This window comes from Labrys methylaminiphilus subsp. lupini (assembly GCF_051161885.1).
Classification (GTDB): Bacteria; Pseudomonadota; Alphaproteobacteria; order Rhizobiales; family Labraceae; genus Labrys.
Genome location: NZ_JBMDIH010000002.1, coordinates 73,568 through 99,355, shown reverse-complemented (window position 1 = coordinate 99,355; position 25,788 = coordinate 73,568). Strand labels below are relative to the sequence as shown.

Below are 25,788 nucleotides of genomic sequence, written 5' to 3'. Positions count from 1 at the left end.
TGCCTCCGGCATCAGTTCTTCTCGCGCTCTTGCATCAGGCGCTCGAGCACGCTCTTGATGTCGCGCTGCTGTTCGGCCTGGCTTTCGACCCAGTCGCGGATCATCTGCTGCTCGGAGCGCATATGCTGCACCAGGCCCTGGATGCCCTCGGCGAGCTGGGCCATGGCGGCGGTGGCGTTGCGGCCAGAGCCGGCCTCGCGCGAGCCGTCGGCCATACGCTCGATCGCCGACTTGATCGCCGCCATCTCGCCGTCCGAGCCGCCGCGGGCCAGGCCTTCGGCCTCGATGTCGGTCACGGTGGCGGCGAGCCAATCTTCCAGCTCGGTGTAGAAGCGGTTCTGGGCCTGGCCGGCCTGCAGGTCGAGGAAACCGAGGATGAGCGAACCGGCAAGACCGAACAGCGAGGACGAGAACGAGACGCCCATGCCCTTGAGCGGGGCGGCGAGGCCACTTTTCAGGCTCTCGAACACGGTGCTGGCGTCACCGCCGCCGACCGACATGGAATTGATGACATTGCCGACCGAGCCCACCGTCTCGATCAGGCCCCAGAACGTGCCGAGCAGGCCGAGGAAGACCAGGAGGCCGGTGAGATAGCGTGAAACCTCGCGCTGCTCGTCGAGGCGCATGCCGATCGATTCGAGAATGGAGCGCAGGGTCGAGAGCGAGATCGAGCGCCGGCCGACCTTGTCGCCGAGCAATGTGGCCATGGGCGCCAGCATCACCGGCTGGTCGCGAAGCTCGAGGCCGGGATCGCGCAGGCGATAGGCATTGACCCAGCGCACTTCCGGCAGCAGGCGGATCACCTGGCGGAAGCCGAAGACGATGCCGAGCAGCAGCGTGAAGATGATCAGGCCGTTGAGGCCGGGATTGGCCATGAAGGCGATATAGAGCTGGCGATAGAGCACGGCGGTGACGCAGGCTGCCAGCACCAGGAAGATCAACATGCGGATGAAGAAAATCCGGGGGGAAGACAGCTTGTAGGGATCTAGGTCTCTGGCCATCGCACCACGCCGTTGCAGCAATCTATACGCGAACCCTCGAAGGGAGGGCTCTCCTTTTCGACCAGAGCTTAGCTCAAAGCAAGGCCGGAACGCACGCCCTCAATGGTCGGCGAGGCGGTTCAGGCCGCTACCGTCTGGCTGCCATAGGCGAACACGGTCTGCGGCCGCGCACCACGGATGAAGCCGCCACCGAGGACTCGGGCCTGGCCATCGGCATGGTCATAGAACACGGCCGCCTGCCCCGGCGAAACGCCATCTTCAGCCTCGGTGAGTTCGATTGTTGGACCTTCCGGGCCGAAATGCAGCAAAGCCGGCTTGGGTGCGCGGGTCGAGCGCACGCGCACTGCGATCTCCAGACCCTCGGCAGGCAGGGCATCGAGAGCGCCGTCGCCGATCCAATTGACGTCGCGCAGGGCGACCTGCCGGGTCGCCAGCGCTTCGCGCGGGCCGACGATCACACGCGCCGCCTCGGCATCGAGGCGGATGACATGCAACGGCTCGCCGGTGGCAATGCCTAGCCCCTTGCGCTGGCCGATGGTGTAGTGAATGACACCCTGGTGCTGGCCGAGCACCCGGCCGTCGAGATGCACGATCTCGCCGGGGACGGCGGCGCCTGGCTTGAGCTTCTCGATTACCTGGGCGTAACGGCCTGATGGTACGAAGCAGATGTCCTGACTGTCGGGCTTGGCGGCGACCGACAGGCCGAAACGCTCGGCGGCCTGGCGGGTTTCCGGCTTGGTCATGTCGCCAAGTGGGAAGCGCAGGATGTCGAGCTGCTCCTTGGTGGTGGCGAACATGAAATAGCTTTGGTCGCGCTCGGCATCGCGCGGGCGGAACAGGCCGCGCCCGCCGGGCACGGCGCGACTCGCGACGTAATGACCGGTGGCGAGCACGTCAGCGCCGAGGTCACGCGCGGTGCCGAGCAGGTCACGGAACTTGACGCGCTGGTTGCATTCGACACAGGGGATCGGTGTTTCACCAGCCACATAGGAATCGGCGAAACGGTCGATCACCGCTTCCTTGAAGCGGCTTTCATAGTCGAGCACGTAATGAGGAATGCCGATACGGTCGGCGACTTCGCGCGCGTCGTGAATGTCCTGGCCGGCGCAGCAGGCGCCCTTGCGGTGAACGGCGGCACCATGGTCGTAGAGCTGAAGCGTCACTCCGATCACGTCATAGCCCTGCTCCTTGAGAAGAGCGGCACAAACGGACGAGTCGACGCCGCCCGACATGGCAACAACGACACGGGTATCCTGCGGCCGGCGCGGCAGGTCGAGTGAGTTCAACATGGCATCCTTCCGTCCATCAGAGGGTCAAGGTCTCTGCGACGGCGCTCCTTTACGCGATTTCGGCCGCGAGGGGAACGCCGATGTTCGAACGGAGGTTGCAGCACAGGGCATCGTCAACATTAACTCCTATATTACCTTGCGTAATACAGCTGCGATGTTGGCGTCATTAACCATGCTTGTTAAGTATATCTGTTATGGATTGCTCAATAAAAAAGCCAGTGTTGCATTTATGTCATAGGATTTCATGTAAAGGCGGTGCTATCAGGCGTTCGAGCGTAACAAGTGCCAAGTGCTGGGGTATTAAAATGCAAATTCTTAGGAGTGCTCTGCTTGCGGGCGTCGTCGTTCTTGCGCCGGCAGCGGCATTCGCCGCCGACCTAGCGCCGCCGCCCGTCGAGCCCGTCGCGCCGGAAATCGTGCCGTCCTTCACCTGGACCGGATTCTATGCCGGTCTGAACGCTGGCTATGGCCGCGGCAATCTCGACACGGATCTGAAGGCGGTGCCGACCACGGGCGCCAATAACCTGCCCGCCGCGCTCGGTTTCAGCTTGAACGGTGGCCTCGCCCGCGTCAAGGATACCGCCAATGGCTTCGTCGGCGGTGGCCAGATCGGCTACAACTACCAGTTCGATCCGCATTGGGTTGTTGGCGCCGAAGCCGACCTGCAATATGCAGGTCTCGATTCCAAGAAGACCTTCATCGGCGACCAGAACATTCCCGTCAGCGTGAAGACGCAACTGGACTGGTTTGGCACTGCCCGCCTGCGCGCCGGCTACGCCTTCGACAACGTGCTGATCTATGGCACTGGCGGTCTGGCCTATGGCCGCGTGAAGTCGACGGTGAGCGCGGGTACCTCGGTTCTGTCCGGATCGGAGACCAAATTCGGCTGGGCCCTGGGCGCCGGTGCCGAATATGCCTTGACGCAGAATTGGACGGTGCGAGCCGAATATCTCTATGTCGATCTCGGCAAAGCCGAGACGATCAAGCAGGCCGTCAGCGACATTGCCCAGGTCACCGCCAAGGCTGATGTCTCCGTACATACGGTGCGCGCCGGCGTGAACTACAAGTTCTGATCGCAATTTCGCTGCCGTTCCAATTCCCAGGGCTCCGCATGGCGGAGCCCTTTGCTTTGGTCGGCCAGTCTTGCGTCTACCCGTCTGTCGTTCTAGTCAGGGTCCCTTTCCTGGAGACCTCGAACCATGCCGGCTACGCCTGACGATCTTTTCGCTTTCCTCGACAAGCTCGGAATCGCCGTGACGACGGTCGAGCATCCGCCTCTGTTCACGGTGGAGGATTCGAAGGCGCTGCGGGGCCAGATTGCCGGTGGGCACACCAAGAACCTGTTCCTGAAGGACCGCAAGGGCAGGTTGTTCCTGGTGGTTCTGGAAGAAGATGCCAGCGTCGATCTCAAGCGCATCCACGAGATCATCGGCGCCCAAGGCAAGGTGTCCTTCGGTTCGGCCGATTTGCTGACGCAGGTCTGGGGTGTCTTGCCTGGCGCGGTCACGCCCTTCGGCGCCATCAACGATACCGAAGGGCAGGTTGTTGTCGTGCTCGACCAGGGGCTGCTCGAGAACGACAAGCTCAACCATCATCCGCTGGTCAATACGCAGACCACCACGATCGCCCGCGAAGACCTCATTGCCTTTCTACGGGCGACGGGCCACGAGCCCAAAATCCTTGCGGTATCGCAGCCTCAGCAGGCTGACGCCTGAGACCAGGCGCGGTTCCGGCAAAGCGCGCGCCTGGCTCTAAAGTTCCCGACATTAGGAGCAAGTCTCGGAGATGCTGACGCATCCGAGACCCGAACATCTGTCGATATCAGACACCAAATCAAAGATTAGGTGAAAATCGAGAAGCAGAACCAGAAGCCATTTTCAATGCCTCCTGGTTCTGGCTTTATGCGGGGGCACCGGTCAGGAAGCCTGTCGGATCGCTGACGGGCCCGATCTCGCTCAGTCGAGGCAGCCGCGGAAAATATCGTATTTCATGCATTTGCGGCGAGGCGCATAGGCGGTTGGGGCAGCCGTGGCGCTGCCGGCATAACGCTGCGCCGGCTGCTGCACACCGGCTACGCCGGTCGATGGTGCGGCCCTGGGGCCGACCTGGCAGCGAATGCCTTCCGTCGCCAAGGCGCCGGCAACATCGGCGTCATAGCACAGCATCTGGGTGGCGGCCCTGCGATAGCCCATGGATTGTAGCGTGCGGGCAAAAAGGCGGATGTTGCAGCCCTGGTCGAGCTTCGTGGTACCGAAGCTGAAGCCGAAGCCGGCGCCCGAACCGCCAAGGCTGACACTGCCGAGGCAGGCCTCGATGCCTGCTGCCGCAAGGCCGGGGGCAAACGCCGCGGGAGCCTGGCGCCGATCGCGATTATTCAAAGTGGCGCCGCCGACATTGCCGGTGATGTTGCCGTTGCCGTTGCCGTTACCCGATCCGTCGCCTGAATTATTGCCGTTGCCTGTCCCGTTCTGTGCCTGCGCCAGCGAAGCGGCGGCAAGGAAGATGGCGACGGCGAAGAAATAGACAATACTCTTTGTAAGCGATTTCATATGCGTTCCCCCAAGCACAAACACGTTCACAAACTTTCGGCAAGTCTATGAGGTGTGTTGGAGGCTACGCTACAAATGGGATTCTCGCAATGAATACAATATTTTTTCGCTAAGGAACCTGACGGGGAGTAATGCCGCAGCGCTGAAGTTCTTCCATCATGCGCTTGTAGTCCCATCTATACATTGTGTCGTTATGGTTTTCGTTGTTATCGCTGGTGAAGCAGTTTCCGTTGCCATTGCCAGAATTAAAATTGCCGTTGTTGTTTCCCTGGTTGAAGTTTCCATTAAAGTTGCCGGTATTGCCATTACCGTTGTTGTTTCCTTGGCCAACATTGTATTGAACCAAGATAACATCATCTTTCCGTAGTATCTCGATTTGCGGCGTCCCTTGATGCCGCGCCGAAATGTGGCAGCGGGAAAGCGCCGGAACCTGCAGGGAAGGCGAGGATTGCCAGCAGCCGATATCGAGGTCTGCGATCATGATTGCATTCCTTTGATCAGGAACAGCGTGGTTCAGTATAAAGCATAAAGGCCGGATCGACCCTTGGTGATCGATCCGGCCGAAGCTGCCTCGACAGCTTCCTATGGCCGCCCGTTCCCGTTGCCGTTGAACGAGCCGATATTGCCGTTGCCGTTGAACATGCCACCATTGTAGTTGCCGTTCGCGGCGCCGATGTTGTTGTTGCCGCTGGTGGAGCTGGTGTTTCCACGGCCGTTGAAGGCGCCGATATTGCCGGTCCCGCCATTGCCGTAACCGATGTTGCCATGGGCGTCCGGCGGGCCGTTGCCGTTGGCGTTGCCGTTCAGTGTGCCGGAATTGGCATTGCCGTTCAAATTACCGCTGCCAAGGCCGTAATTGCCATTGCCGTTGCCATTGCCGTTGGCCAGGCCGCTATTGGCGTTGCCATTGGCGTTGCCGTTGAAGCCGCCCCAATTGCCATTTCCGTTGCCGTTCCCGTTGGCGATGCCGGTATTGGCGTTACCATTGGCGTTGCCGTTACCGATGCCGACATTGCCGTTTCCGTTGCCATTGCCATTGCCGGAGCTGAAGGCATGAGCGGCGGAGATCGAGGTGCAGGCCAGTGCGGCGCACAGCGCCGCATGGAGCAGGGTCATTCTCATGGTTCTACCTTTCCTGGACTGGGTTCGGGAAAGGCAGAGCTTTCCCATTATGGTCTTCCGATCCCTTGACGGGGGCGAGGGCAGATGCACATGCGGCCCGCTCTTTCTGGAGGCGCTTCGCGCCGCGAGATCGATGCCTGGCGATTGCTGGATGATCGTGCGCCCCGAATGGGTGTTCGGTGCGCCTCCAAATCGGGAGGAGGCGCCCTGTTGGCTTTCATCTCAATGCGAGGTGCAGCCATTGTTGAGAATGTTGCAACCGTATCGCTCGGTTAGGGCCCTTGCAGGGGAGGACGTCGTCGCCGTGACCGATACGCCACCGGGTGTCGGGCCGCCGGGCCCGCCAATGCCGTAATTGCCATTGCCGTTCATGTTGCCGTTACCGGTCCCGGTGTTGAAATTGCCATTGTAGTTGCCGTTCAACATGCCGGTGTTGCCGTTGCCGTTCAGATTGCCGTTGGCGGTCCCGGTATTGCCGTTGCCGTTATAGTTGCCATTGTCGGTGCCGGTATTGCCATTGCCGTTCATATTGCCATTGCCGGTTCCGGTGTTTCCGTTGCCGTTCATGTTGCCATTGCCGGTGCCGGTATTGCCGTTGCCGTTCATATTGCCGTTGCCGGTTCCGGAGTTGTTATTGCCGTTTCCGTTGCCGTTGTTGGTACCGGAATTGCCGTTTCCGTTGCCGTTTCCGTTTCCGGTTCCGGTGTTGCCGTTGCCATTGCCGTTGCCATTGCCGGTTCCCGCATAGGCGCTGAGGACCGGGGTGCAAACCAGTGCCGCACTCAGCAGCAGCCGCGTGAGGAGGGTGCGCATAATACTGTCCTTTCTTGCGACTCGAAAAACAGCCTGACCCGAAGGCGGAGAGGCGTGTTCGATGATCGGGCGGTGCGGTCAGTCGCTGCCGCGGCCCGTCCATGATGCAATGTGACTAGGCCTGCACGCTCGGGGCTGTTCGTTCCGTCAGGTCGAGCTACCTGGAGCTCGGCCAAAAGGCCTGGATGCAGGATCCTCTTCCGTCGGCCGTCCGTGGAACGCTACGCCGGAGCAGGGAGGGAAGCGAAATGCCGCATCCAGATTTCAGAATTCCAGGAGCGAATGCTGAACGCCAGGGGAAGTGGGAGCCGACTGGTGGCCGGGAGGAAGGCCAGGCCAGCTCCCTGAGAGCAGGCAAGACTTACTGGTTGCCGTTGCCGTTGCCGTTGCCGCTGAGGGCACCCCAGTTGTGGTTGCCGTTCAGGTTGCCGTTGCCGATGCCATAGTTGGCATTGCCGTTCACGTTGCCGTTGCCGAAGCCGAAGTTGTGGTTGCCGTTGGCATTGCCGTTGCCGAGGCCGGTGTTGCCGTTGCCATTCACGTTGCCGTTGCCGATGCCGGCGTTGCCGTTGCCGTTGCCGTTTCCGTTGACAGCGCCGCTATTCCCGTTGCCGTTCAGGTTGCCGTTGAGGGCGCCCCAGTTGCCGTTTCCGTTGCCGTTGCCGTTGAAGGCGCCGGTATTGGCGTTGCCGTTGCCGTTGCCGTTGCCGAAGCCGACATTGCCGTTGCCGTTGCCGTTGCCACTGCCGACGCTGAAGGCCATCGCGGCGCTGGAGACGCTCAGGATCAGGGCGGATGCGATGAGAAGCGATTTCATAATTGTCTCTCCACTCGGTCTGTCTTGTGAGGTGCTTAAGGCTGTAATCAGCAGAAGCGTGTGCTTTAAGCCCGCGGTGATTACAGTTTTAATCTTATTGTTTTTTCAGTGTAGGGAAACTTGTCTATTGGAATTAGTACAAAGGGGTATTAATTCAATGGCGATATACTAAAAATTGATTTGGGAACGACAAATATTGCCGCGTGACGACGCTGATGCGTGCCATGCAGCTCAAAGGCCCCGGATTGTTCAAGAGGGAAGATATTCAAAGTGTGGAACGGCTGGATCAGAGTTCCCCAACACACCCAGCCCGGTCCATCGGACGTCTTACGTCGTGGTGGTCAATAGGCGATGGCTGGAACGGCCATTTGGCTGTCCTCGCAATCGGGCCCGATCATCATGGTGGTGCCGGGCGCTCGCATCTGGCTGCCGCACATCAGGGCCACTTCGGTCCGGTTGCGCAGGTGGAATTTGCGCATGATGTTGCGAATATGAACCTTTGCGGTGCTCTCGGAAATGTTGAGGGCATGCGCAATGATTTTGTTCTGCTTGCCCTTCTGAAGCAGGCTCAGGACATCCATCTCGCGGTCTGTCAGGTTGAGGTGGATATCGGAACGCAGACGACGCTCGGGCTGCGGTTTGGGCGTATTCAATGGCTGCTCCGCCAACAGGGCGGTTGCGTTCGAATAGGCGGTAGGCCGAGCAGGCGTTTCCTGGCGCGGTGGCAGCGACAGGACCTGCCGGATCGCGCTTACCATGGCATTGAAGCCCATCGAGGCGGTGATCCAGCTGTGGACGCCGGCCTCGTCCATCAATCTGCCAATCGAAGGATCGCTGTTGTCGGTGACCACCAGCAAAGGCAGCTTGCCGATGCGGGCTTGCAATTGCTGGATGACAAAGGCGATGAAGAGCGGATCGGTGCTGCGCTGTACCAGGCTCAGTATGGCGAGCGAGGCTTGCGGGCCACCTTCTCCGGGAGAGCCCATGATGCGGACGTCGATATCGTCGGCAGCTTCTTTGAGGGCATGTGAAAAGATCTCGCCCAGCAGGGGGCGACTCTCGATCAGCAGGACGACTTTGCGGTCTGCAACAGTCAGAACGCTTGGTTCCGTTTGTCTGTGATCATGGCAGTCCAGCATGTCATTGCAGGTGACGTGATGACTCATGATTTGGCCTCTTGAAAATTCTGGCGTTACTTCCTCTGCAAGTCTTCTTGTGAGTTGGGCTTTCATCCTAATACGTCATTAGGATGCGAGCCATTACACTTGTATGGCTGTTCTGCGTGACAGGCCTGAACGGCCTGTTGTCTCACACATCCAGCTTCGTCGTCCGCCACGAACTTCTTTGCTGCGGAGTCCGAAAAGTAAAACGATTCACGAATAATAGGATGCCAGAATATTGATCATCGCGATGTGTCATTTATCTCACAGAAACGACTATTCGCGAAAGTCTTTTGGGATTAATCCGAAAGGGACCTTCCCTATCGTCAGCCCAAAAAGGTATCATATTGAGGCATAAGGTAATTTCCGCCTTCCCGGTTCGTGTAGGCAGGTTATATTGAGGGTGGCGTGAATTCGCCGTGATTTGAGTGAAGTTTCCGAATACGATGAAGAAACTTTAATCTTCGAAAATATCCTCTCAGTTCTGTATGTATAGGCGAATATGTTTTCTTTCTATACGAGGCACCAGGCGACGCTCTTCGATATGTCACGCGGTCGTTTTGCTGGTGGTTGACTACCACTGTTACCCCTTTCGAGCCTTGTTGGCGAAAAATAGGTATGGAGTTCCATTCGTTCCATTCTCGCAACAAGCAAGACGAAATCTATTGTTTCGTACGGCAATGACATGCGTGACGGTTGCCTTCGCGGCGATTTGCCCCCATCTAACCGCAGACGAAGCTTTCCAAGCGGGTAGGAATGATGAGCAACGATGCTGCCGGGACCAACGGCCTGATCAAGGATACCACCACTCAGACCTTCATGGCCGACGTGATTCAGGAATCGATGAAGCAGCCGGTGCTGGTCGATTTCTGGGCTGAATGGTGCGGTCCGTGCAAGCAATTGGGCCCCATTCTCGAGAAGACGGTGCTAGCGGCCAAGGGCAAGGTCAAACTGGTGAAGATGGATATCGACAAATATCCGCAAATCGCCGGGCAATTGGGGGTGCAGTCGATTCCCGCCGTCTTCGCCTTCTCCAAGGGCCAGCCCGTCGACGGCTTCATGGGCGCTATTCCAGAAAGCCAGATCAAGGAATTCATCACGAAGATTGCGGGCCCGGGCGGCGATCCGGACACGGAGGCCATGCTGGCCGAGGCCGAGGCCTTGCTGAACGAGGGCGAGGGTGCGGCGGCTGCCCAACTTTTTGCGCAGATTTTCGAACAGGATGCCGAGAATCTAAAGGCAATCGCTGGCTTGGCGCGCTGCGCGCTTGCCGCCGGGGAATTGGAACAGGCCAAAGCCACACTTTCGCTTACCCCCAAGGGCAAGGAGAATGATCCCCTCATCGCCAGCGCCCGGGCTGCGTTGGAGCTCGCCGAACAGGCCAGCGATGTCGGCGATCTGCAAGGGCTGGCCCGCCAGGTGGAAGCCGATCCGAAGAATTTTCAGGCCAGATTCGACTATGCCCTGGCTTTGGTTGCCGCCAATCGGCGTGAGGACGCCGTCGACCAACTGCTCGACATTGCCCGGCGCGACCGCAAGTGGAACGATGACGGCGCGCGCAAACAGCTTGTGCAGTTCTTCGAGGCCTGGGGCCCGATGGATGAGAACACCATCTATGGCCGTCGCCGGCTGTCGTCGATCCTGTTCTCATAAATAGTGACGCGCGCCGCCAGCAGGCCGTAAGATATTGTTGGGGGATCGCAGTCGCGGCCTCTTGAGCAAAAAAGCGTTCAAGCGTGAACGCTCGTTTGCTCTAACTTTTTGTCTCGACGCGTTTTTGCGATTCTGGGTGGTTCCGTCAAATCGCAAAACGCTTTTGGTCGTTTGAGGAATGGCAGCCGATGCATCCCTTGTTCAAGACGGAGGCGGATCTGCCTCCCGTCATTCCAGTCTTTCCCCTGGCAGGTGCACTGTTGCTGCCTCGGGGGCAACTGCCGCTGAACATCTTCGAGCCGCGCTATCTCGCCATGATCGATGATGTGCTGAAGGGGCCACGCCTGATCGGCATGATTCAGCCCGAGGACGAGGATAACGAGACCATGCCGCGCCTGTTCCAGGTCGGCTGCATCGGACGCCTCACTCAATTTGCCGAAACAGGCGATGGGCGCTACCTCATCCAGCTCACCGGCATCTCGCGCTTCAAGGTCTTGTCGGAAGAGACGGTCCCGACGGCCTATCGGCAATGCCGCGTCACGGCCGAACCTTTCGCCGTCGATTTCACGCCGCGTGCGGGCGAGGAAGAGGTCGATCGCAAGAGCCTGATCGATACGCTGCGCGCCTATCTGGCCGTCAACCGCTTCCAGGTCGATTGGAACGACATCCACGAGGCCTCCAACGAGGCGCTGGTCAATGCCCTGTCGATGATGAGCCCGTTCGGGCGGCGTGAGAAACAGGCGCTGCTCGAAGCCTCGTGCCTGCGCGAGCGCGCCGAGATCCTGATCGCCATCACCCAAATCGAACTGGCCAAGAGCGGCGACGGCTCCGATACGCCGCTGCAGTGAGAGTGAGTGCCGATGGCCACGCCGACGCCGCATCGCCCGCCGCCGCTGACCGACCCGAAGCTTTTGGAGCTTTTGGTCTGTCCTCTGACCAAGACGACGCTGGAATATGATGCGGAAAAGCAGGAGCTGATATCGCGCGCGGCCAAGCTCGCCTATCCCATCCGTGAGGGTTTCCCTATCATGTTGCCCGAGGAGGCAAGAATTATCGAGTAAGGACGGGTTACCGAAAGGATCGGGCCGGTCTCTCGAGCCATCTTGCCCGCTAGAGCAAAGCGCGATTTCTCCGAATCGCACTTTTTCTCTAACTCTTTGTTCCGACGCGTCTTTGCGATTCTAGGTGACTCGGTCAAATCACAAAACGCTTTAGCCGAAAGGAAGACGCAGAGAATGTATGACAGCCGCCTGCCGGAGCTCCAAGAATCGACACAGGAACCGACCCTTCTCGGTGCCGCCTCCATCCCACGTGAGGATTGGGATCGTGCACCATGGAACCGCTGGTCGTTCCAGCATGTGCGGGAGCTGGTGCCGACGGCGCAGGTCTGGCGCGGGACTGGCCCGGCGACTCCGCTGCCGCCTGCCTTGCAGGACATAGACGGGATCGCCTTCGAGAGCGACGGTCAGCCGGCGACGGTCGGAAGCTTCTTCGAAGCGAATTACGCCGACGGTCTCCTGGTGCTGCATCGCGGCAAGGTCGTGGCCGAACGCTATTTCAACGGCATGACCGGCCATAGCCAGCATCTGTCGCAATCGGTCGCCAAATCCGTGGTTGCCACGGTCGCCGGCATTCTGATCGGGCGGGGCCTGCTCGATCCGGCCGCGCCGGTCACCTATTATCTGCCGGAGCTGGAGGCCACGGCCTATCGTGGCGCCACCGTGCAGCAAGTGCTCGACATGACGACTGGCGTCGTATTCGACGAAACCTATACGGCGCTTGATTCTCACATCGCCAAGATGGACGTGGCCAGTGGTTGGAAAGCACGCAAGGACCCGAGCTGGCCTGCTCATGTCTTCGAGCTGATCCTGCAGCTCCAGGCCAGTCAAAACGTCCATGGTGCCATATTCAACTACCGCTCAGTCGAGACGGATGTGCTGGCCTTCATCCTGCAGAGCGCTTCCGGCCTCAAGCTGCCCGAACTGGTGAGCCGAGAGCTATGGGCGCCGATGGGTGCCGAGGAGGACGCCTATTTCACCGTGGATTCCGCCGGCTACGGTCTGGCTGACGGCGGCTTCAACGCCACCTTGCGGGATTATGCGCGCTTTGCACTGCTCCATCTCGGGGGCGGGGAGATCGCCGGCCGGCGTCTTCTGCCTTCCGCCTGGCTTGAGGACACCCGCTTCGGCGCCCGGCCCGATCTGTTCCAGGGCGTCTATCGCGACATCCTTCCGAGCGGTGCTTATCACAACCAGTTCTGGATCGAGGATGTCGAGCGCGGCGCCTATATGGCGCGCGGCGTGTTCGGGCAGCTGATCTATATCGATCCCGTCGGCGAATTCGCGGCCGTGGTGCTGTCGAGCTGGCCGGAATTCCTGCACGCACCGCGGACGCGCGCCAGCCTGGCCGCCGTCCGGGCTATTCGCGAGGCCTTGGCGTAAGCGGCATGGACCATGCGGCTGGAATCACGTTGCGCCCGGCCCACGCAGGTGACGGGGCCGCGCTGTTCGAGGTAACCCGTCGATCGGTGCTGGGATTGGCGGGGAGCCATTATTCGGCGGCGCAGCTTGCTGGGTGGATGGGGGATCGCGACGCGACTTTCTATGAGGGCGTTATCGCGCAGGGCGGTGCGGTGGTGGCGGAGAAAGCGGGCTCGATCGTCGGCTTCGTCGACGCCGAAGCCGGTGAGGTGACGCGCTTGTTCCTGTTGCCGGAGACGGCGGGAGCCGGGCTGGGCAAGCGCCTGCTCCAGATCGGCATTGAAACGGCCAGGGCAGGCCATAGCGGGCCGATCAAGGTGGAAGCGACCCGCAACGCCGAGAGCTTCTATCGGCACCATGGCTTTGCGACGGTGCGGACCGGGCATTTTTCCCACGGTGTCGGTGGTGATCCGATCGAGATCGTCCTGATGGAGCTGGCTGCCAAGCCGGCATGAGCCATTTCGGAGCTGATTGCCGCGACCGGCACAGGCCGCCCCATCATCGTGTCTGAGATCGGCGAATCGTTGTCGTCAGGCAGGCAGCGTTGTCTCCGTCTGGCAGCTTGCCAGGAGCCAGATTCGAAAAGCCAGCATCGCAGGTGAAGGCTGGCGGGATTTGAGGTGGGTCAGCCAGTATGAACCGGCGTGAACCTCGATTTCGAAAGGGCGTACCAGCCGGCCCGTCGCGAGTGCATCGGAGAACATGGCAATCGGCAGCAGGCCGACGCCGATGCCCTGCGCGATCGCTTCGGCCATGGTGACCGAGGAATCGAAGACCACCGCAGAAGTGGTCGGACCGCTCGCGTGCGCCGCAGCGAACCAGAGCTGCCATTCATCCTCGCGATAGGAGCGCAGCAGTACTTCGCCGACGAGATCCGTCGGCTGACGCAGGCGTTTGGCGACCGCCGGCGCGCAAGCGGGCGAAAGTGGAGCAGGCATGAGCAGTATCGCCTCGGTGCCGTGCCACAAGCCGTCGCCGAAGCGGATGGCATAGTCGAGCCCGTCGCCGGCCAGATTGATCCGGTTGTTGTTGGTCAGGACGCGCAAATCGATGAAAGGGTGAGCCTCGCGAAAGGAATGCAGGCGCGGCAACAGCCAGCCGGCAGCGAAGGTTCCAACCACGCCGACCGTCACCACCTCGCGAAAATGACCCTTTTCGAAGCGGTCGAGCGTTGCGCCGATGCGCCCGAAGGCCTCGTTGAGAACCGGGACGAGGGCCTGGCCCTCCTCGGTGAGGGCAAGGCCGCGCGGCAGGCGACGAAACAGGCGCACGCCCAGGATCTCCTCCAGATTCTTCACCTGGTGGCTCACGGCGGTCTGGGTCACGCGCAATTCCAGCCCGGCACCGGTGAAGCTGAGATGGCGCGCCGCGGCCTCGAAGGCGCGCAGGGCATTGAGAGGCAGATGCGAGCGGATCATGTATCCCCAAATTTTTCTCAGGTCTGAGGCGATTTATCATCGTTTGTCGCCCGCTCAAGCTACCGCCATCCTGGCATTGAACATTGTAGGGAGTTGGCATGACCAGACGGAATTTCATGGTTGGGGCGGGTGCGACCTTGTTCTTGCTGCCGTTGGGCGGCACGCTTTCATCGGCCAGTTCCCCAGCCTCGTCGGATTTCGCAGCGGCAATCGGGCGGATCGAAGGCGGGGTGGGAGGACGTCTGGGCGTGGCCGCTCTCGATCTCAAATCGAACACGAGGCTGGCCTATCGGCCCGATGAGCTTTTTCCGCTCTGCAGCACTTTCAAACTGCTGGTCGCCGCTGCGGTGCTCGCCCGGGTCGATCAGGGACGCGAGCAACTCGCCCGCATGGTTTCGATCGAGGCCGCGAGGCTGCTGCCCAATTCGCCGACAACAGCCAGGCACGCCGGCGGACAGCTGACCTTGGCGGAGCTTTGCGAAGCAGCGATCACACGGAGCGATAATCTGGCCGGCAATCTCTTGCTGGAGGCCGTCGACGGCCCGGCCGGGTTGACCCGCTATCTGCGCTCGATCGGTGATTCGGTCAGTCGTCTCGACCGTTGGGAGCTGGAGCTCAACGAATCGCTGCCGGGAGATCCGCGCGATACCACCAGCCCCGCCGCCATGCTGGCGGACCTCAAAGCCCTGCTGGTCGCAGATGCGCTGTCGCCATTCTCGCGCAGCCAGCTCAATGCCTGGCTGAAGGCCAACAGAACCGGCGGTAGCCGGCTGCATGCCGGACTGCCTGCGGGATGGGACGTCGGCGACAAGACGGGAACCGGTGAGCGCGGTTCAACCAATGATGTCGCCATCGCCTGGCCGCCCGCCCGTCCGCCCCTTCTCATTGCCGCCTATCTGACCGATAGTACTGCTCCGGTCGAGCGCCGCGAGGCCGCCTTGGCGGCCGTGGCCAAGGCGGTGGTGGCGAGCCTGCCGGGCTGAGGGCGGTTTGGAGCGCGGACATCGCGACATGCCTTCATGTCGCGATGTCCGCTGGTGCCACCTTGCGAGCGCAGCGTTCTCATGAGGGGACAGGATGTCCGCGCTCCGGGCCGGGTTTCTGCACGATTTCTGCACGAACCGCCCATCACGCCGCCACGAGTGCTGTATCGCGGCTGAACATCGGTGAAGCAAGATGGAGGCCATGGAGGAACCCATGCCGATCGCATCCGCTTCGCCGGACCAGTCCCTGCCGACCCGCAACCGTCAACCTCTTCGATTGAGTTTCGTTCTGAAGGGCCTGGCCGTCATGGTGTTGGCTGCCCTTGCCGATTTTGCGCTGTCGGCCGGGCAGGCGCTGCCGCAGGTCGGCAGCATCATCGGCTTCCTGGCTTTCGCCTGGCTCGGAGCGCTGCTGACCTGCGATACGTTGATGCGTCGAAGCCGGGCCAGCCGCATCGCCGTGGTCGGCGCCAGCCTTGCGGGCTTTGCCCTGATCGTCGAGCCGAGCCTGCCTGCCGGCTTGCTCTTCCTGACGGGATTGGCACTGGCGCTGTTGCTGCCGCGCTATGGGGAATTCGGCAATGCGCTGCTCTGGGTCCTCCGCCTCCCGCTCTACGGCGTTCTCAGCCCGATGGCGGCCCTGATCGACACAGGTCGACTCGCGCGGATCATGCGGCGGCGCGGAGCCCTCGCTCTTCGCGGGATCGCCGGAGGCCTGCTCGTGGCGGGTTTCGGCTCGATCCTCTTCCTGCTGTTGTTCTCCGACGCCAATCCCTTGATCGGCCTGGGATTCTCTGCCTTGTGGAATGGGCTCGCCCTGCAGAGCGAGGGCACCGGCCTGATCTGGCATGGCCTGTTCGTCCTGGCGAGCGTGGTGGCGCTGTGGGCGAGCTTCAGGCCGCTGCGCCTGCGCCTCTTCGCCAGTGCCTCCGCCTACGCGCCGTTGCCAATCCTGCCCGCCTGGCCCGGGGTGACGCCGGTGGTGATGGCGCTCGCCGCCTTCAATCTGGTGTTCGCCCTCCAGAATGTCTCGGACATTGCCTTTCTGTGGAGCGGTGCCAGGCTTCCTGAAGGCGTGACCTTTTCCCAATATGCCCATCGCGGTACGCAAGCCCTGGTTTTGGCAGCCCTGCTGGCGGCAGGTTTCGTGCTCATCTGTCTGCGTACGGGCTCGCCATTGGCAAGCAGGGCGGGCGTGCGCCTGCTGGTCTATCTGTGGATTGGCCAGACCATGCTGCTGGTGGCCTCCACCATGCTGCGCGTCATCGCCTATATCGAGGCCTATTCGCTGACCTATCTGCGTATTGCGGCCCTGATCTTCCTGTTCCTGGTGATGACCGGATTGGCGCTGATCTCATGGCGTATCGCCCGCCAGCGCGATGGCGTGTGGCTTGTAAACGCCAATGCTCTTTGCCTTGCCATCGTGCTCGGCGTCTGCTGCTTCATCAATTTCGAGGGTGTCATTGCCCGCTGGAATCTCGAGCGACGGGGATCGCCGCAAACCTTCGAATGGCGGCAAGATACGTCCTATGTGGCGAGCCTCGGCGGTACGGGCACACTGCTGGCGCTCAAGGATGCCAGCGTGGCCGCCGACGCAGCGCAGAGCCGTGATCTTGCCGAGTTGCGCGGGTTAAGGCAGGCGGTGCAGACCAGGCTGGAGGCGCAGCAGGTCGATTGGCGCCGATGGACCCTGGCCGGCGCCTGGCGGTTGCAGCAGGCGGGACCGCTGCCCGGTCAAACACTGCCGAACCCCACTTTGACACCTTCCCCTTGAAATGACATTCATCGCTCATGTCCCGCACCATTCTCATCGTCGATGACGATCCGCATATTCGCGAATTGCTGGCTTTCGCCCTTGCCAAGGCCGGCATGACCACGCACCAGGCCGGTGACGGCGAGGAAGGCCTGGCGAAGGCCCTGTCCCTCAAGCCGGACCTTGCCATCCTCGACATCAACATGCCGCGCATGGATGGGCTCGAAGTCTGCCGCCGGCTCCGGGCGCAAAGCGAGCTGCCGGTGCTGTTCCTATCCTCCCGGGACGATGAGATCGACCGGGTGCTCGGCCTCGAAATGGGCGCCGACGACTATGTGGTGAAGCCCTTCTCGCCCCGCGAAGTGGTGGCGCGTGTCGGGGCCATCCTCAAGCGGGTCGGCGCCAAGCCGGTCCAGGCGGCGCCGGCGTCGGTGCTGGCGCGCGGCCTGCTCAACCTCGATCCCGAAGGCTGGCAGACCCAATGGGACGGAGCATCGGTGGGCCTCACTGCCAAGGAGTTCCAGCTCCTGCAGATCCTGGCGGCGACGCCGTCAAAGGTCTTTTCCCGCGACGAGATCATCGACCGCCTGCACGGGCCGGGCTTTGCCATCACTGACCGCACGATCGACAGCCATATCCGCCATATCCGCCAGAAGTTTTCGGTCGTGGGTGCCGAGGACGTGATCGAGACCCGGGCAGGCATCGGCTATCGCATAGGCTCCTGCGCGGGCAAGGCGGCGTGATCCTGCTCACCCGGTTGAAGGACGCCGTCAAGGCGCGCTGGCCGGCGCTGCGCCTGCGCTCGATCCTGATCGGCGTGCTGTTGTTCACCGCCTTGATGCCGGGCCTCGGCGCCATCTTCCTGCGGGTCTACGAAAATGTCCTGGTGCGCCAGACCGAGGCGGAGTTGATCGCCCAGGCTGCCGTCTACGACGCTGCCTTCGATCTCGCCTGGCCCGGCCCGAAGCCGCCGCCGGTGCCGCCTCCGACGGACAATGATCCGAACGAATCCTATCGGCGGGACGATGCGACGGCGGAGCCCTATTTCACGCCGGAGGCGCTGACGATCGATCTCAACACCATGCCGATCCTGTCCCAGCGTCCCTTGCCCATCGCCTCGTCGCAGCCGCCGGATGCGGAGGCGCTGGTGGCGGCCGGGGCGATCGCGCGGCTGATCGAGCAGAGCCGGCGTACCACGCTGGCGAGCGCGCTGATCCTCGACGCCAGGGGCACGGTGCTGTCGGACGGGCCGCTTCAGGGCCAGAGCTACGCCTTTCTGCCGGAAGTCCAGTCGGCCATCAATGGGCGCTCGCAATCGGTTCTGCGCCGGCGCGGCGACTATGCGCCGCGCTACGCTTTCGAAGTCTTCAGCCGCGCTTCGGCCATCCGCGTGCACTATGCCCGGCCGATCAAGCTGGGCGATCGCACCGTCGGCGTCCTCTTGCTGTCGCGCTCACCCCGCGCCCTGTTCCGCGGCATCTACGACGATCTCGGCAAGATTGCGCTCGGCTTCGGCATCATCCTCGCGGTGATCATCGGTTTGGCCGGCCTGTTGTCCAGGGCTATCGCCAAGCCGATCGAACAGTTGACGCAGGCGAGCGCCGAGGTCGGCCGTCATCTCGGCCGTGGCGGCGCCGAGGTGCCGCCGACCCCGGCGACTGCCACCATCGAGATCCGGGCGCTTTTCGACAATTTCCGGCGCATGGCCGTGGCCATCGATCTGCGCTCGCGCTATCTGCGCGATTTCGCTGCTGCGATGAGCCACGAATTCAAGACGCCGCTCACCGGCATTCGCGGGGTGCTCGAGCTTCTCGACGAGCACGGCGATACCATGAGCGTCGAGGAGCGCCGGCGCTTCATCGCCAATGCCGAGGGCGACGCCGAGCGCCTGTCGCGCCTAGTGGCCCGCCTGCTCGAACTCGCCCGCGCCGACATGGCGGACGAAAGCGAGGCCGTATCCACGCCTCTGGCCGATCCCGTGCGCCGCATCGCCGATGCCGGCTCCGACGACGACTTCAAGGTCGAAGTCGATCTCGATGCCGGCTTGCCCACCGTGCGTGTCCCGGCCGATGTTCTGGAAGCGGTGTTGACGACGCTTGTCGAGAACAGCCGCCAGGCCGGGGCATCGAGGGTGACGATCTCGGCGGCGACGGTCGGGGACGGTCATCTCGACCTTTGGGTCGCCGACAACGGCCCGGGCATTTCCGCCCACGATCGAACCCGATTGTTCGAACCCTTCTTCACCACCAAGCGCGCCAATGGCGGCACCGGTCTCGGGCTGCCGATCGCCCGCTCCCTGCTCGCCAACAGCGGTGCCAGCATCGACTATGTCGATGAGGGTCCCGGTGCCTGCTTCCGCCTGCGTTTGCAGCGGAATGGGGTGGGGTGATCTGGGTTGAGTGTCGAGATTTTTCTAGAGCGTTTTGCTCTAGAAATGCCGGCCGATATCCATGCGCTGATGCAATATGCGGATAATGTCGATGGTTTGCTCCATGCGGCGATAGAATACGATATGTGAGCCGAAATTATATTTGAGATAGCCTTCCCGGATCTCGACCGGGCGGCCGGTTTTTGCCCCAGCGGCGAGCCCTTCGAAGGCTGCCAAAAGTGTACGAAAATAGCTATTCGGCTTGCTCGCGCGACCATGTTCGGAGCGTATAGAGCCAGATTTCCGCGAGATCGCTTTCGGCCTGTTGCGTGAGACGGTAGTGGCTGATTTTATCCGGCATGCTTATCATGCAACCGTTTGAGGAAGGCTTCACCGTCGAATGGTTTGGGAGGCCCGGACTCCTCACCGGCGATCAGGGCATTGCGCAGTGCTTTAAATCGCACTTCCTGCTTCTCAAGCAGGCGAAGGCCTGCACGTACGACATCACTCGCTGATCCGTAACGTCCAGTGTCGACCTGTTCGTCGATAAAGGTCGCGAAGTGATCTCCCAAGGAGACCGAGATATTGCGGGCCCTGTCTATATCTCCAAATCGATACCAGTATATATTATTTTTTGGTACTAGACCCTACCGATCGCGTTTCCCCGCGAGACGCTGAGACCCAAGGTAAAACCAGTTGCGACCCGGGTTCGTTCAGCACAGGATTGCGCGCACGCTTTCACCTTCAAATCTTGTCTGCATCTATCGTCTTCGGGACGCCATTGCCCTCGAACAGCCGCTTCTCCGCAGCCAGGCCGGTGCCGACCAGATCGAAGAAGGCGCGGATGCGGGCAGTGTTCTTGAGATCGCCATGGGTGACGATCCACAATTCGCCCATCAGTTCCGGCATCGGTTCGGCGAGGGCGCGGGCGAGGCCGGAATCGCTGTCGCCGAGATAGCAGGGCAGCAGGGCAAAGCCGAGGCCGGCCTTGGCCGCCACCGCCTGGTTGACCAGGCTGTTCGAGCGATAGGCGGTGGCGTCGGCTGGCAGGTGTTGCACCAGCCAATCGGCAGCCCGAATGCCTGCCGTCCCTTCCTGCCAGCCGACAAAGGTCTGGCCGGCGAGGTCCTTGGCGGATGCGGCCGGCCCGCCATTCGCCTCCACGAGGGTTGGTGAGCCGTAGAAGGTCCAGGCCATGCCGGCGAGCTTCCTGCCCCACAGATCTCCTTCCCGTGGTCGCACCGGGCGGAAGGCGATATCGGCCTCGCGCCGCGACAGGCTGAGCACGCGATTGTCGATGGCAAGCTCGACCACGATGCCTGGATGGATGCGACGGAAGGCAGCGAGGTGCTGCGTCAGCCGGCTATAGGCCAAGGTCTCCGAGGAGGTGACGCGCAGCCGGCCCGAGAGGCGATGGTCGCGGCCGGTGATGTCACGGTCTAAGGCCAGCGCCTCGTCCTCCATGCGCTCGGCGGCGACGGCCATGCGCTCGCCGGCCGCCGTCGTCTGGTAGACGCCACCGGGAAGGCGCTCGAACAGGCGCAGGTCCAGGCGGGCTTCCAGGGCGTTGAGGCGCCGGAAGGCCGTGGAGTGATCGATCGCCAGGGCCTTGGCCGCTGCGGTGAGGCTGCCGGCGCGCTGGATTGCCAGCACCAGGCGCAATTCGTTCCAGTCGTCCATGGTTTCCACATAGAATTGGGTTTCCCCATAGAATTGGGCTTCCACATAGCATTGCAACGGCTTGCAGTCACGCAAGCACTGCTGGTGCAATCCCAATTGGCCATGCGTGTGTGCATTGCCCTAACCTTTGCGTCGAACAGGCCGCAGGTCCCGCCCGATGCCGGCGGGGCGGCCGCTTCAAGCTGAAAGGAATGGGACATGAAACTCTATTATGCCACCGGCACCTGCTCGCTCTCGCCCCATATCGTGGCGAAGGAGGCCGGCATCGGGCTTGAGCTCGAACGCGTCGACCTGCGCAAGACCCCGCACATCACCGAACAGGGTGTCGACTACACCACTGTCAATCCCAACCATTACGTGCCGGCGCTGCGTCTCGACGACGGCTCGGTGCTGACCGAAGGCGCTGCGATCAGCCAATATCTCGCCGATCTCAAGCCCGAAAGCGGCCTGGCGCCGGCCGCCGGCACGGTCGAGAGGGCTCGCCTGCAATCCTGGCTCAACTTCATCGCCTCGGAACTGCACAAGATGTACAGCCCCTGGCTGTTCCATCCCGAATATGGCACGCAGGCCCAGGATGTCGCCCGTATCAAGATCGCCGAGCGCCTCGCCACCGTCGAGCGTCATCTGGCCGAGGGCGGCCCCTTCCTCTTGGGCGAGACCTTCACCGCTGCCGATGCCTATCTCTTCACCATCGTTGGCTGGTCGCCCTACACCAAGGTCGACCTTGCGCCTTTCCCGGTGATCCGCGCCTTCATGGCACGCGTCGGCGCGCGTCCTGCCGTGCAGGCCGCAATGCAGGCGGAAGGCATGAAGGTGGCGGCATGAGCACGCAGTTCCGGTCCGCCAGGCTGACGCTCGTCAGCCACCATCTCTGCCCCTATGTGCAGCGCGCGGCCATCGCGCTGATGGAGAAGGGAGCGCCGTTCGAACGGCGCTTCATCGATCTCTCGGCCAAGCCCGATTGGTTCACGGCCCTATCGCCGCTCGGCAAGGTGCCGTTGCTGCTGGTCGAGCGGGCAGGACAGTCACAGGCCGTGCTGTTCGAGAGCAACGTCATCTGCGAATTCGTCGAGGAGACCGTGGAGGGGCCGAGGCTACATCCTGCCGATCCGCTCGAGCGGGCCCGGCATCGGGGATGGATGGAATTCGGCTCCTCCCTTCTCGCCGATCTCTGGGGCCTGGAGACGGCTACCGATGAGGCTGGTTACGAGCGCGCACGTGCCAAGATCGCGGGCAAATTCGCTCGCGTGGAGGATGTGCTCGGTAAAGGCCCTTATTTTGCCGGCGAAGCCTTCTGCCTGGTCGATGCCGTCTTTGCACCGATCTTCCGCTATTTCGACCTGTTCGACACGCTTGCCGATACCGCCGTCTTCGCAGGGCTGCCCCGTGTACAAGCCTGGCGCCAGGCCCTGTCGGCACGCCCCAGCGTGCAGGCGGCGGTCGAGTCCGACTATCCCGATCGCCTGCGCGCCTTTCTCGTTCGGCACGATGCCTTCCTGCTGAAACAGGCGGCGTGAAGCGGGCGATAAGAGGCGGGTCTGTCATCCCCGGCCCCCGGCCTCGCCGGGAATAACAGACCCGTCAGCCTGACGAAATTGGAAAGCACCGCTGCGCTCCGGCCTCTCACACCAGCAGGCGGGGGATCACCTCGTGGAAGCTGCGGTCGGCGATCTCGACCCAGTCCTGCAGGGCGCGGACCCGGGCGCTGATCTCGAAATTCTCGTCATTGGCGATCATGCGGGCTTCCGCCTCGATGCGGAATTCGATGCCATCGCAGGTTAGCGTGCAATGATGCATCACCGTCTGGCAGGCGCTGTGCGGTTCGCCGTCGCGGATGGAGAATTCCCGGCGCAGCTTATGGGCGAAATCGGTGGCGATTTCCTCGAACCGCATCGGCGCCGAGCCGAAGGCGTCGCCGTCGACCACGAGATGGGCCGTGCCTTCGATGAGGTCGAGGCTGAATCTTCGCTCGGCCTGAGGCGGGCGGCTCGCATGGACCGGGCCGGTCTCGGCCATGCTGACCGGCGGGAAGGCGAGGGCGGCGTCCTCGCGCCGCGGCCGACGCACCGGCAGGATCAGGGCGGCTTCGCCGGTCCGGACCGTCAGTGTCGCCTGGTCGCGTGCGGGCCAGACCGTGGGCCAGGCCGAGGTCGCAATCGACAGGCGAACACGATTGCCGGCCACGAAGGCATGGGCGCAGTCGTTGAGCCTGATGCGGACCGTCTCGAAAGTGCCGGGCGTGAGGGGCCTGGGCTCAGCGTGACCATCCCGATGGGTGAGGTTGAGGATGGCGTAGGAGACACGCTCGGAAGAACCATCGGGCGCGACGTCGCATAGCCGCACGCAGATCTGCGCGGCCGGCCGGTCGGAGGCGATTTCCAGCACGAGTTCGGGAGCGCCTAGAATCTCGGTACGGTCGGCGAGCTCTTTGGAATCGAAGACGAGGGACAGGCCGTCATCGAGGCGCTGGTCGGCGGGCGCTTCGCCCGGCAGGCCGGAACTCATCCATTCGCCGCCGCCTGCGCCGCACCAGAGCGGCGAGCGGATGGCAAGCTCCGCGGCCGGCGCCGGCCGCCACCACAATTGGCCGGGCGAGAGGAACATCGGCCGCCGGGTGATCAGACGTGAGGGCCAGGAGGCCTCGCCGATCCAGCGGCCGTTGCGGCCCTCATCCGAGCTGCCGCGTTCCTGCATATAGGCCCGCAGCATCGGCTCAGACATGATGCCGTTGTCCTGCCCCTTGAGCCAGTGATCCCACCAGCGCAGGGCTTCCTCCAGAAAGCCGATGGCGGGGCCGGGCGTGCCTTGATGCGGGTAATGATGGGCCCACGGCCCGATCAGGCCGAGGCGTGGACCGGGCAGGCGCTCGAGCAGGCGCGGGATTGCGTTGGAATAGGCGTCCGCCCAGCCGCCGACCGCGAAGATCGGCACCGCGATGGCGGACCAATCCTCGCAGACCGAGCCCTGCCGCCAATAGCTCCCGCGATGCTGTTCGCTAGCCCAGATGGCGGGGAAGAAGGGCAGGTGGTCGAGGCGCTGCTCCCAGGCCTCGCGCCAGCTCTCGCCATGGAGCGAGGGTGTGGGCGGCAAGGCCTGCCAGGCCATCATCGCCGAGCCCCACCACAGATTGTCCGCCAGCAGGGCGCCGCCCATGAAATGCACGTCGTCGGCATAGCGGTCGTCGGTGGAGCACACGCTGATCACCGCCTGCAGGGCCGGCGGCCTGCGCGCGGCGACCTGAAGGGCGTTGAAACCGCCCCAGCTCTTGCCGATCATGCCGACCTTGCCGTCGCACCAGGATTGCTGCGCGATCCAGGCGATCACAGCGCAGGCGTCCTCCTGCTCCAGCGGCAGGTATTCGTCGTCGAGCAGTCCCTCACTGTCACCCGACCCGCGCATGTCGACCCGAATGGCGGCGTAGCCCCGTGCCGCGAACCAGCCATGCATGGCCTCGTCGCGCGAACGCGTCCCGTCCCGCTTGCGATAGGGGATATATTCCAGGATGGCGGGGACGGGCCTGGCTTCGGCCCCTTCCGGCAGCCACAGGCGCGCTGCCAGCTTGACGCCGTCGGGCATCGCGATCGTCAGATGTTCGATGGTGCGGACGGGATTGGGCATGGTTCACTCTGAATTGGCTGGACCGTTTCTCATAGCACGGTCGGGGAATGCAGGGCGATCAGGGGTATTTTGTGTCTTTCGTGATTACTAAAGCCATAATGTTCCCGAGATATTTCTAAACCAGACTTGCATTCTGGAGGTGGCGGCGCATCAGTGCGGCGGCGACCTCGAAATCGCCTGCCACCAGCCTCTCCAGGATCTCCATATGCTCGCGGCAGGAGATTTCGACGCGGTCCCTGCCATAGGTCCAGTCATAGTTCGACAGGCGCCGCAGCCGTGACTGGCGCCGAACCGCATGAGCGAGATAGCGGTTGCCGGATGCGGCGCCGATGCCTTCGTGGAAGGCGGCGTTGGTTTCGAAAAAGGCGATGCTGGCCGAGGCGCTCCACTGGCCTGCCCGGGCCGTGGCCAGGGCCGTGGCATGGCGTTCGCGCATGTCTCCAGCCCATCCCGGCCTCAGCTTGAACCCGGGCTCGAGAATGGCGGCCGGCTCCACCAGCATGCGGAAACGATAACTTTCCTGATTGGCGCCGTCGTCCTGTAGAAGATCGGCGAAATGCCAGCCATAGCCGGCCTTGCGCTCGACGATGTCGAGCTCTTCGAGCCGGGCGAGGGCGTCCCGCACGCGCTGGCGGCTGACGCCGTAGCGCTTCATCAGCTCGGCTTCCGAAATGTCGAGAGGCAGGCTCTGACGCTCATGGTCGTGGGCGATGCGCACCAGCAATTCGTCGTCGAGGTCGGTGCTGCGCGAGGGGGGCGGCGCGGGCGGTGGCGGCAGGGCGATGAGCTCGACGCCCCGGTTGGGCCGGCGCCCGACGAAGCCTCCCGCCGCGAGCTGGTCGAGGGCGGCCCGGATCGGTGTGCGGGAGACACCGAGCTCCTGGGCGAGGCGGTTCTCGTTCAGCCGCGCGCCCGGCTGCATCGCCTCGTCGTGGATCAGGCGGACGATGCGGTCGAGCAGATCCTGCCGCAAGCGGGTCGACGGCTCCTTGACATCCAGCTCAGATTGTTTCATGTAATCACAAAATACAATTCATGGTGCGTGAACCTGTTCAATTCTGATGTATCAGGTCCCGCGTCGACA

28 protein-coding genes are annotated in these 25,788 nt (G+C 62.5%); 14 read left to right on the top strand and 14 right to left on the bottom strand.

Annotated elements, in window-relative coordinates; all coding sequences use genetic code 11:
- Positions 1 to 11 precede the first annotated feature (11 nt).
- Together ACN6KF_RS26145 and mnmA are read right to left on the bottom strand one after the other, a co-directional pair.
- Complete coding sequence (locus tag ACN6KF_RS26145) at positions 12 to 1,001, bottom strand: flagellar motor protein MotA (RefSeq protein ID WP_105863874.1); 990 nt, start codon at positions 999 to 1,001, stop codon at positions 12 to 14.
- Between the two features lie 119 nt (positions 1,002 to 1,120).
- A complete protein-coding gene (gene mnmA, locus ACN6KF_RS26140; RefSeq protein WP_434959845.1) occupies positions 1,121 to 2,290 on the bottom strand; it encodes a tRNA 2-thiouridine(34) synthase MnmA in 1,170 nt (389 codons plus the stop codon).
- Between mnmA and ACN6KF_RS26135 the strand changes: the two genes are divergently transcribed.
- The 3 genes from ACN6KF_RS26135 (at position 2,289) to ACN6KF_RS26125 (ending at position 4,005) form a co-directional block, all read left to right on the top strand.
- The gene (locus tag ACN6KF_RS26135; RefSeq protein ID WP_434959844.1) at positions 2,289 to 2,528 is read left to right on the top strand and encodes a hypothetical protein; all 240 of its coding nucleotides are present in this window, start codon (positions 2,289 to 2,291) and stop codon (positions 2,526 to 2,528) included. The genes mnmA and ACN6KF_RS26135 overlap by 2 nt on opposite strands.
- Positions 2,529 to 2,595: 67 nt before the next feature.
- Positions 2,596 to 3,363: an outer membrane protein gene (locus ACN6KF_RS26130; RefSeq protein ID WP_434959843.1), complete on the top strand. Its 768-nt coding sequence runs from the start codon at positions 2,596 to 2,598 to the stop codon at positions 3,361 to 3,363.
- Positions 3,364 to 3,489: 126 nt separating this feature from the next.
- Positions 3,490 to 4,005 carry a prolyl-tRNA synthetase associated domain-containing protein gene (locus ACN6KF_RS26125; protein ID WP_434959842.1) on the top strand — a complete coding sequence of 172 codons (516 nt, stop codon included), beginning with the start codon at positions 3,490 to 3,492 and terminating at the stop codon, positions 4,003 to 4,005.
- Between the two features lie 240 nt (positions 4,006 to 4,245).
- On the opposite strand, the gene ACN6KF_RS26120 is transcribed toward ACN6KF_RS26125, so the two are convergent.
- The 6 genes from ACN6KF_RS26120 to ACN6KF_RS26095 all read right to left on the bottom strand — a co-directional run bounded on the left by ACN6KF_RS26120 (position 4,246) and on the right by ACN6KF_RS26095 (position 8,823).
- Positions 4,246 to 4,839, bottom strand: coding sequence for a hypothetical protein (locus tag ACN6KF_RS26120; RefSeq protein ID WP_434959841.1), 594 nt, complete (start codon positions 4,837 to 4,839; stop codon positions 4,246 to 4,248).
- 109 nt (positions 4,840 to 4,948) lie between these two features.
- Positions 4,949 to 5,320, bottom strand: coding sequence for a hypothetical protein (locus ACN6KF_RS26115; protein ID WP_434959840.1), 372 nt, complete (start codon positions 5,318 to 5,320; stop codon positions 4,949 to 4,951).
- A gap of 101 nt (positions 5,321 to 5,421) precedes the next feature.
- Positions 5,422 to 5,961 (bottom strand): hypothetical protein, encoded by a 540-nt coding sequence (locus ACN6KF_RS26110; protein ID WP_434959839.1) that lies wholly within the window; start codon positions 5,959 to 5,961, stop codon positions 5,422 to 5,424.
- 222 nt (positions 5,962 to 6,183) lie between these two features.
- Positions 6,184 to 6,774, bottom strand: a complete 591-nt coding sequence (locus ACN6KF_RS26105) for a hypothetical protein (protein WP_434959838.1) — start codon at positions 6,772 to 6,774, stop codon at positions 6,184 to 6,186.
- Between the two features lie 361 nt (positions 6,775 to 7,135).
- The gene (locus ACN6KF_RS26100; RefSeq protein WP_434959837.1) at positions 7,136 to 7,591 is read right to left on the bottom strand and encodes a hypothetical protein; all 456 of its coding nucleotides are present in this window, start codon (positions 7,589 to 7,591) and stop codon (positions 7,136 to 7,138) included.
- Between the two features lie 341 nt (positions 7,592 to 7,932).
- Complete coding sequence (locus ACN6KF_RS26095) at positions 7,933 to 8,823, bottom strand: helix-turn-helix transcriptional regulator (protein ID WP_434959836.1); 891 nt, start codon at positions 8,821 to 8,823, stop codon at positions 7,933 to 7,935.
- Between the two features lie 684 nt (positions 8,824 to 9,507).
- Here ACN6KF_RS26095 and trxA point away from each other — a divergent pair.
- The 5 genes from trxA (at position 9,508) to ACN6KF_RS26070 (ending at position 13,339) form a co-directional block, all read left to right on the top strand.
- Positions 9,508 to 10,404 carry a thioredoxin gene (gene trxA, locus ACN6KF_RS26090; RefSeq protein ID WP_434959835.1) on the top strand — a complete coding sequence of 299 codons (897 nt, stop codon included), beginning with the start codon at positions 9,508 to 9,510 and terminating at the stop codon, positions 10,402 to 10,404.
- Positions 10,405 to 10,592: 188 nt separating this feature from the next.
- Positions 10,593 to 11,252, top strand: a complete 660-nt coding sequence (locus tag ACN6KF_RS26085) for an LON peptidase substrate-binding domain-containing protein (protein WP_434959834.1) — start codon at positions 10,593 to 10,595, stop codon at positions 11,250 to 11,252.
- Positions 11,253 to 11,264: 12 nt separating this feature from the next.
- Positions 11,265 to 11,465 carry a Trm112 family protein gene (locus ACN6KF_RS26080; RefSeq protein WP_434959833.1) on the top strand — a complete coding sequence of 67 codons (201 nt, stop codon included), beginning with the start codon at positions 11,265 to 11,267 and terminating at the stop codon, positions 11,463 to 11,465.
- Between the two features lie 174 nt (positions 11,466 to 11,639).
- Positions 11,640 to 12,845 carry a serine hydrolase domain-containing protein gene (locus ACN6KF_RS26075; protein ID WP_434959832.1) on the top strand — a complete coding sequence of 402 codons (1,206 nt, stop codon included), beginning with the start codon at positions 11,640 to 11,642 and terminating at the stop codon, positions 12,843 to 12,845.
- A 29-nt stretch (positions 12,846 to 12,874) separates the two neighbouring features.
- Positions 12,875 to 13,339: a GNAT family N-acetyltransferase gene (locus ACN6KF_RS26070; RefSeq protein WP_434959831.1), complete on the top strand. Its 465-nt coding sequence runs from the start codon at positions 12,875 to 12,877 to the stop codon at positions 13,337 to 13,339.
- A gap of 75 nt (positions 13,340 to 13,414) precedes the next feature.
- Here ACN6KF_RS26070 and ACN6KF_RS26065 read toward each other — a convergent pair whose 3' ends face one another.
- Positions 13,415 to 14,302 carry a LysR family transcriptional regulator gene (locus ACN6KF_RS26065; RefSeq protein ID WP_434959830.1) on the bottom strand — a complete coding sequence of 296 codons (888 nt, stop codon included), beginning with the start codon at positions 14,300 to 14,302 and terminating at the stop codon, positions 13,415 to 13,417.
- A gap of 98 nt (positions 14,303 to 14,400) precedes the next feature.
- Here ACN6KF_RS26065 and bla point away from each other — a divergent pair, with 98 nt between their 5' ends.
- The 4 genes from bla (at position 14,401) to ACN6KF_RS26045 (ending at position 19,427) form a co-directional block, all read left to right on the top strand.
- Positions 14,401 to 15,285, top strand: coding sequence for a class A beta-lactamase (gene bla, locus ACN6KF_RS26060; protein ID WP_434959829.1), 885 nt, complete (start codon positions 14,401 to 14,403; stop codon positions 15,283 to 15,285).
- A gap of 214 nt (positions 15,286 to 15,499) precedes the next feature.
- A complete protein-coding gene (locus ACN6KF_RS26055; RefSeq protein ID WP_434959828.1) occupies positions 15,500 to 17,059 on the top strand; it encodes a DUF4153 domain-containing protein in 1,560 nt (519 codons plus the stop codon).
- Between the two features lie 17 nt (positions 17,060 to 17,076).
- Positions 17,077 to 17,781, top strand: a complete 705-nt coding sequence (locus tag ACN6KF_RS26050; protein WP_434959827.1) for a response regulator transcription factor — start codon at positions 17,077 to 17,079, stop codon at positions 17,779 to 17,781.
- Complete coding sequence (locus ACN6KF_RS26045; protein WP_434959826.1) at positions 17,778 to 19,427, top strand: sensor histidine kinase; 1,650 nt, start codon at positions 17,778 to 17,780, stop codon at positions 19,425 to 19,427. Before ACN6KF_RS26050 ends, ACN6KF_RS26045 begins: the two co-directional genes overlap by 4 nt.
- Before the next feature lie 39 nt (positions 19,428 to 19,466).
- Here ACN6KF_RS26045 and ACN6KF_RS26040 read toward each other — a convergent pair whose 3' ends face one another.
- The 3 genes from ACN6KF_RS26040 to ACN6KF_RS26030 form a co-directional block, all read right to left on the bottom strand.
- Positions 19,467 to 19,643 carry a type II toxin-antitoxin system RelE/ParE family toxin gene (locus ACN6KF_RS26040; RefSeq protein WP_434959825.1) on the bottom strand — a complete coding sequence of 59 codons (177 nt, stop codon included), beginning with the start codon at positions 19,641 to 19,643 and terminating at the stop codon, positions 19,467 to 19,469.
- Positions 19,644 to 19,756: 113 nt separating this feature from the next.
- Positions 19,757 to 20,008: a type II toxin-antitoxin system ParD family antitoxin gene (locus tag ACN6KF_RS26035; protein ID WP_434961303.1), complete on the bottom strand. Its 252-nt coding sequence runs from the start codon at positions 20,006 to 20,008 to the stop codon at positions 19,757 to 19,759.
- A gap of 142 nt (positions 20,009 to 20,150) precedes the next feature.
- Positions 20,151 to 21,131, bottom strand: coding sequence for a LysR family transcriptional regulator (locus tag ACN6KF_RS26030; RefSeq protein WP_434959824.1), 981 nt, complete (start codon positions 21,129 to 21,131; stop codon positions 20,151 to 20,153).
- 153 nt (positions 21,132 to 21,284) lie between these two features.
- Between ACN6KF_RS26030 and gstA the strand changes: the two genes are divergently transcribed.
- Together gstA and ACN6KF_RS26020 are read left to right on the top strand one after the other, a co-directional pair.
- A complete protein-coding gene (gstA, locus tag ACN6KF_RS26025) occupies positions 21,285 to 21,911 on the top strand; it encodes a glutathione transferase GstA (protein WP_434959823.1) in 627 nt (208 codons plus the stop codon).
- Complete coding sequence (locus ACN6KF_RS26020; protein ID WP_434959822.1) at positions 21,908 to 22,603, top strand: glutathione S-transferase family protein; 696 nt, start codon at positions 21,908 to 21,910, stop codon at positions 22,601 to 22,603. The genes gstA and ACN6KF_RS26020 overlap by 4 nt, the downstream gene beginning before the upstream one ends.
- Positions 22,604 to 22,709: 106 nt before the next feature.
- Here the strand turns inward: ACN6KF_RS26020 and ACN6KF_RS26015 are convergent, their stop codons facing one another.
- Positions 22,710 to 24,704, bottom strand: coding sequence for a CocE/NonD family hydrolase (locus ACN6KF_RS26015; RefSeq protein WP_434959821.1), 1,995 nt, complete (start codon positions 24,702 to 24,704; stop codon positions 22,710 to 22,712).
- Between the two features lie 115 nt (positions 24,705 to 24,819).
- On the bottom strand, positions 24,820 to 25,719 hold the full coding sequence (locus ACN6KF_RS26010) for a GntR family transcriptional regulator (protein WP_322434297.1): 900 nt from the start codon (positions 25,717 to 25,719) through the stop codon (positions 24,820 to 24,822).
- Positions 25,720 to 25,788: the final 69 nt, after the last annotated feature.

Bases quoted from the DNA above. Each gene is read 5' to 3' on its own strand.
- trxA (WP_434959835.1), top strand. From the start codon at position 9,508: ATGATGAGCAACGATGCTGCCGGGACCAACGGCCTGATCAAGGATACC.
- ACN6KF_RS26010 (WP_322434297.1), bottom strand. From the start codon at position 25,719: ATGAAACAATCTGAGCTGGATGTCAAGGAGCCGTCGACCCGCTTGCGG.
- ACN6KF_RS26055 (WP_434959828.1), top strand. From the start codon at position 15,500: ATGCCGATCGCATCCGCTTCGCCGGACCAGTCCCTGCCGACCCGCAAC.
- bla (WP_434959829.1), top strand. From the start codon at position 14,401: ATGACCAGACGGAATTTCATGGTTGGGGCGGGTGCGACCTTGTTCTTG.
- ACN6KF_RS26095 (WP_434959836.1), bottom strand. From the start codon at position 8,823: ATGAAAGCCCAACTCACAAGAAGACTTGCAGAGGAAGTAACGCCAGAA.
- mnmA (WP_434959845.1), bottom strand. From the start codon at position 2,290: ATGTTGAACTCACTCGACCTGCCGCGCCGGCCGCAGGATACCCGTGTC.
- ACN6KF_RS26115 (WP_434959840.1), bottom strand. From the start codon at position 5,320: ATGATCGCAGACCTCGATATCGGCTGCTGGCAATCCTCGCCTTCCCTG.
- ACN6KF_RS26065 (WP_434959830.1), bottom strand. From the start codon at position 14,302: ATGATCCGCTCGCATCTGCCTCTCAATGCCCTGCGCGCCTTCGAGGCC.
- ACN6KF_RS26135 (WP_434959844.1), top strand. From the start codon at position 2,289: ATGGCATCCTTCCGTCCATCAGAGGGTCAAGGTCTCTGCGACGGCGCT.
- ACN6KF_RS26130 (WP_434959843.1), top strand. From the start codon at position 2,596: ATGCAAATTCTTAGGAGTGCTCTGCTTGCGGGCGTCGTCGTTCTTGCG.
- ACN6KF_RS26110 (WP_434959839.1), bottom strand. From the start codon at position 5,961: ATGAGAATGACCCTGCTCCATGCGGCGCTGTGCGCCGCACTGGCCTGC.
- ACN6KF_RS26120 (WP_434959841.1), bottom strand. From the start codon at position 4,839: ATGAAATCGCTTACAAAGAGTATTGTCTATTTCTTCGCCGTCGCCATC.
- ACN6KF_RS26015 (WP_434959821.1), bottom strand. From the start codon at position 24,704: ATGCCCAATCCCGTCCGCACCATCGAACATCTGACGATCGCGATGCCC.
- ACN6KF_RS26100 (WP_434959837.1), bottom strand. From the start codon at position 7,591: ATGAAATCGCTTCTCATCGCATCCGCCCTGATCCTGAGCGTCTCCAGC.
- ACN6KF_RS26050 (WP_434959827.1), top strand. From the start codon at position 17,077: ATGTCCCGCACCATTCTCATCGTCGATGACGATCCGCATATTCGCGAA.
- ACN6KF_RS26125 (WP_434959842.1), top strand. From the start codon at position 3,490: ATGCCGGCTACGCCTGACGATCTTTTCGCTTTCCTCGACAAGCTCGGA.
- ACN6KF_RS26020 (WP_434959822.1), top strand. From the start codon at position 21,908: ATGAGCACGCAGTTCCGGTCCGCCAGGCTGACGCTCGTCAGCCACCAT.
- ACN6KF_RS26080 (WP_434959833.1), top strand. From the start codon at position 11,265: ATGGCCACGCCGACGCCGCATCGCCCGCCGCCGCTGACCGACCCGAAG.
- ACN6KF_RS26105 (WP_434959838.1), bottom strand. From the start codon at position 6,774: ATGCGCACCCTCCTCACGCGGCTGCTGCTGAGTGCGGCACTGGTTTGC.
- gstA (WP_434959823.1), top strand. From the start codon at position 21,285: ATGAAACTCTATTATGCCACCGGCACCTGCTCGCTCTCGCCCCATATC.
- ACN6KF_RS26145 (WP_105863874.1), bottom strand. From the start codon at position 1,001: ATGGCCAGAGACCTAGATCCCTACAAGCTGTCTTCCCCCCGGATTTTC.
- ACN6KF_RS26085 (WP_434959834.1), top strand. From the start codon at position 10,593: ATGCATCCCTTGTTCAAGACGGAGGCGGATCTGCCTCCCGTCATTCCA.
- ACN6KF_RS26075 (WP_434959832.1), top strand. From the start codon at position 11,640: ATGTATGACAGCCGCCTGCCGGAGCTCCAAGAATCGACACAGGAACCG.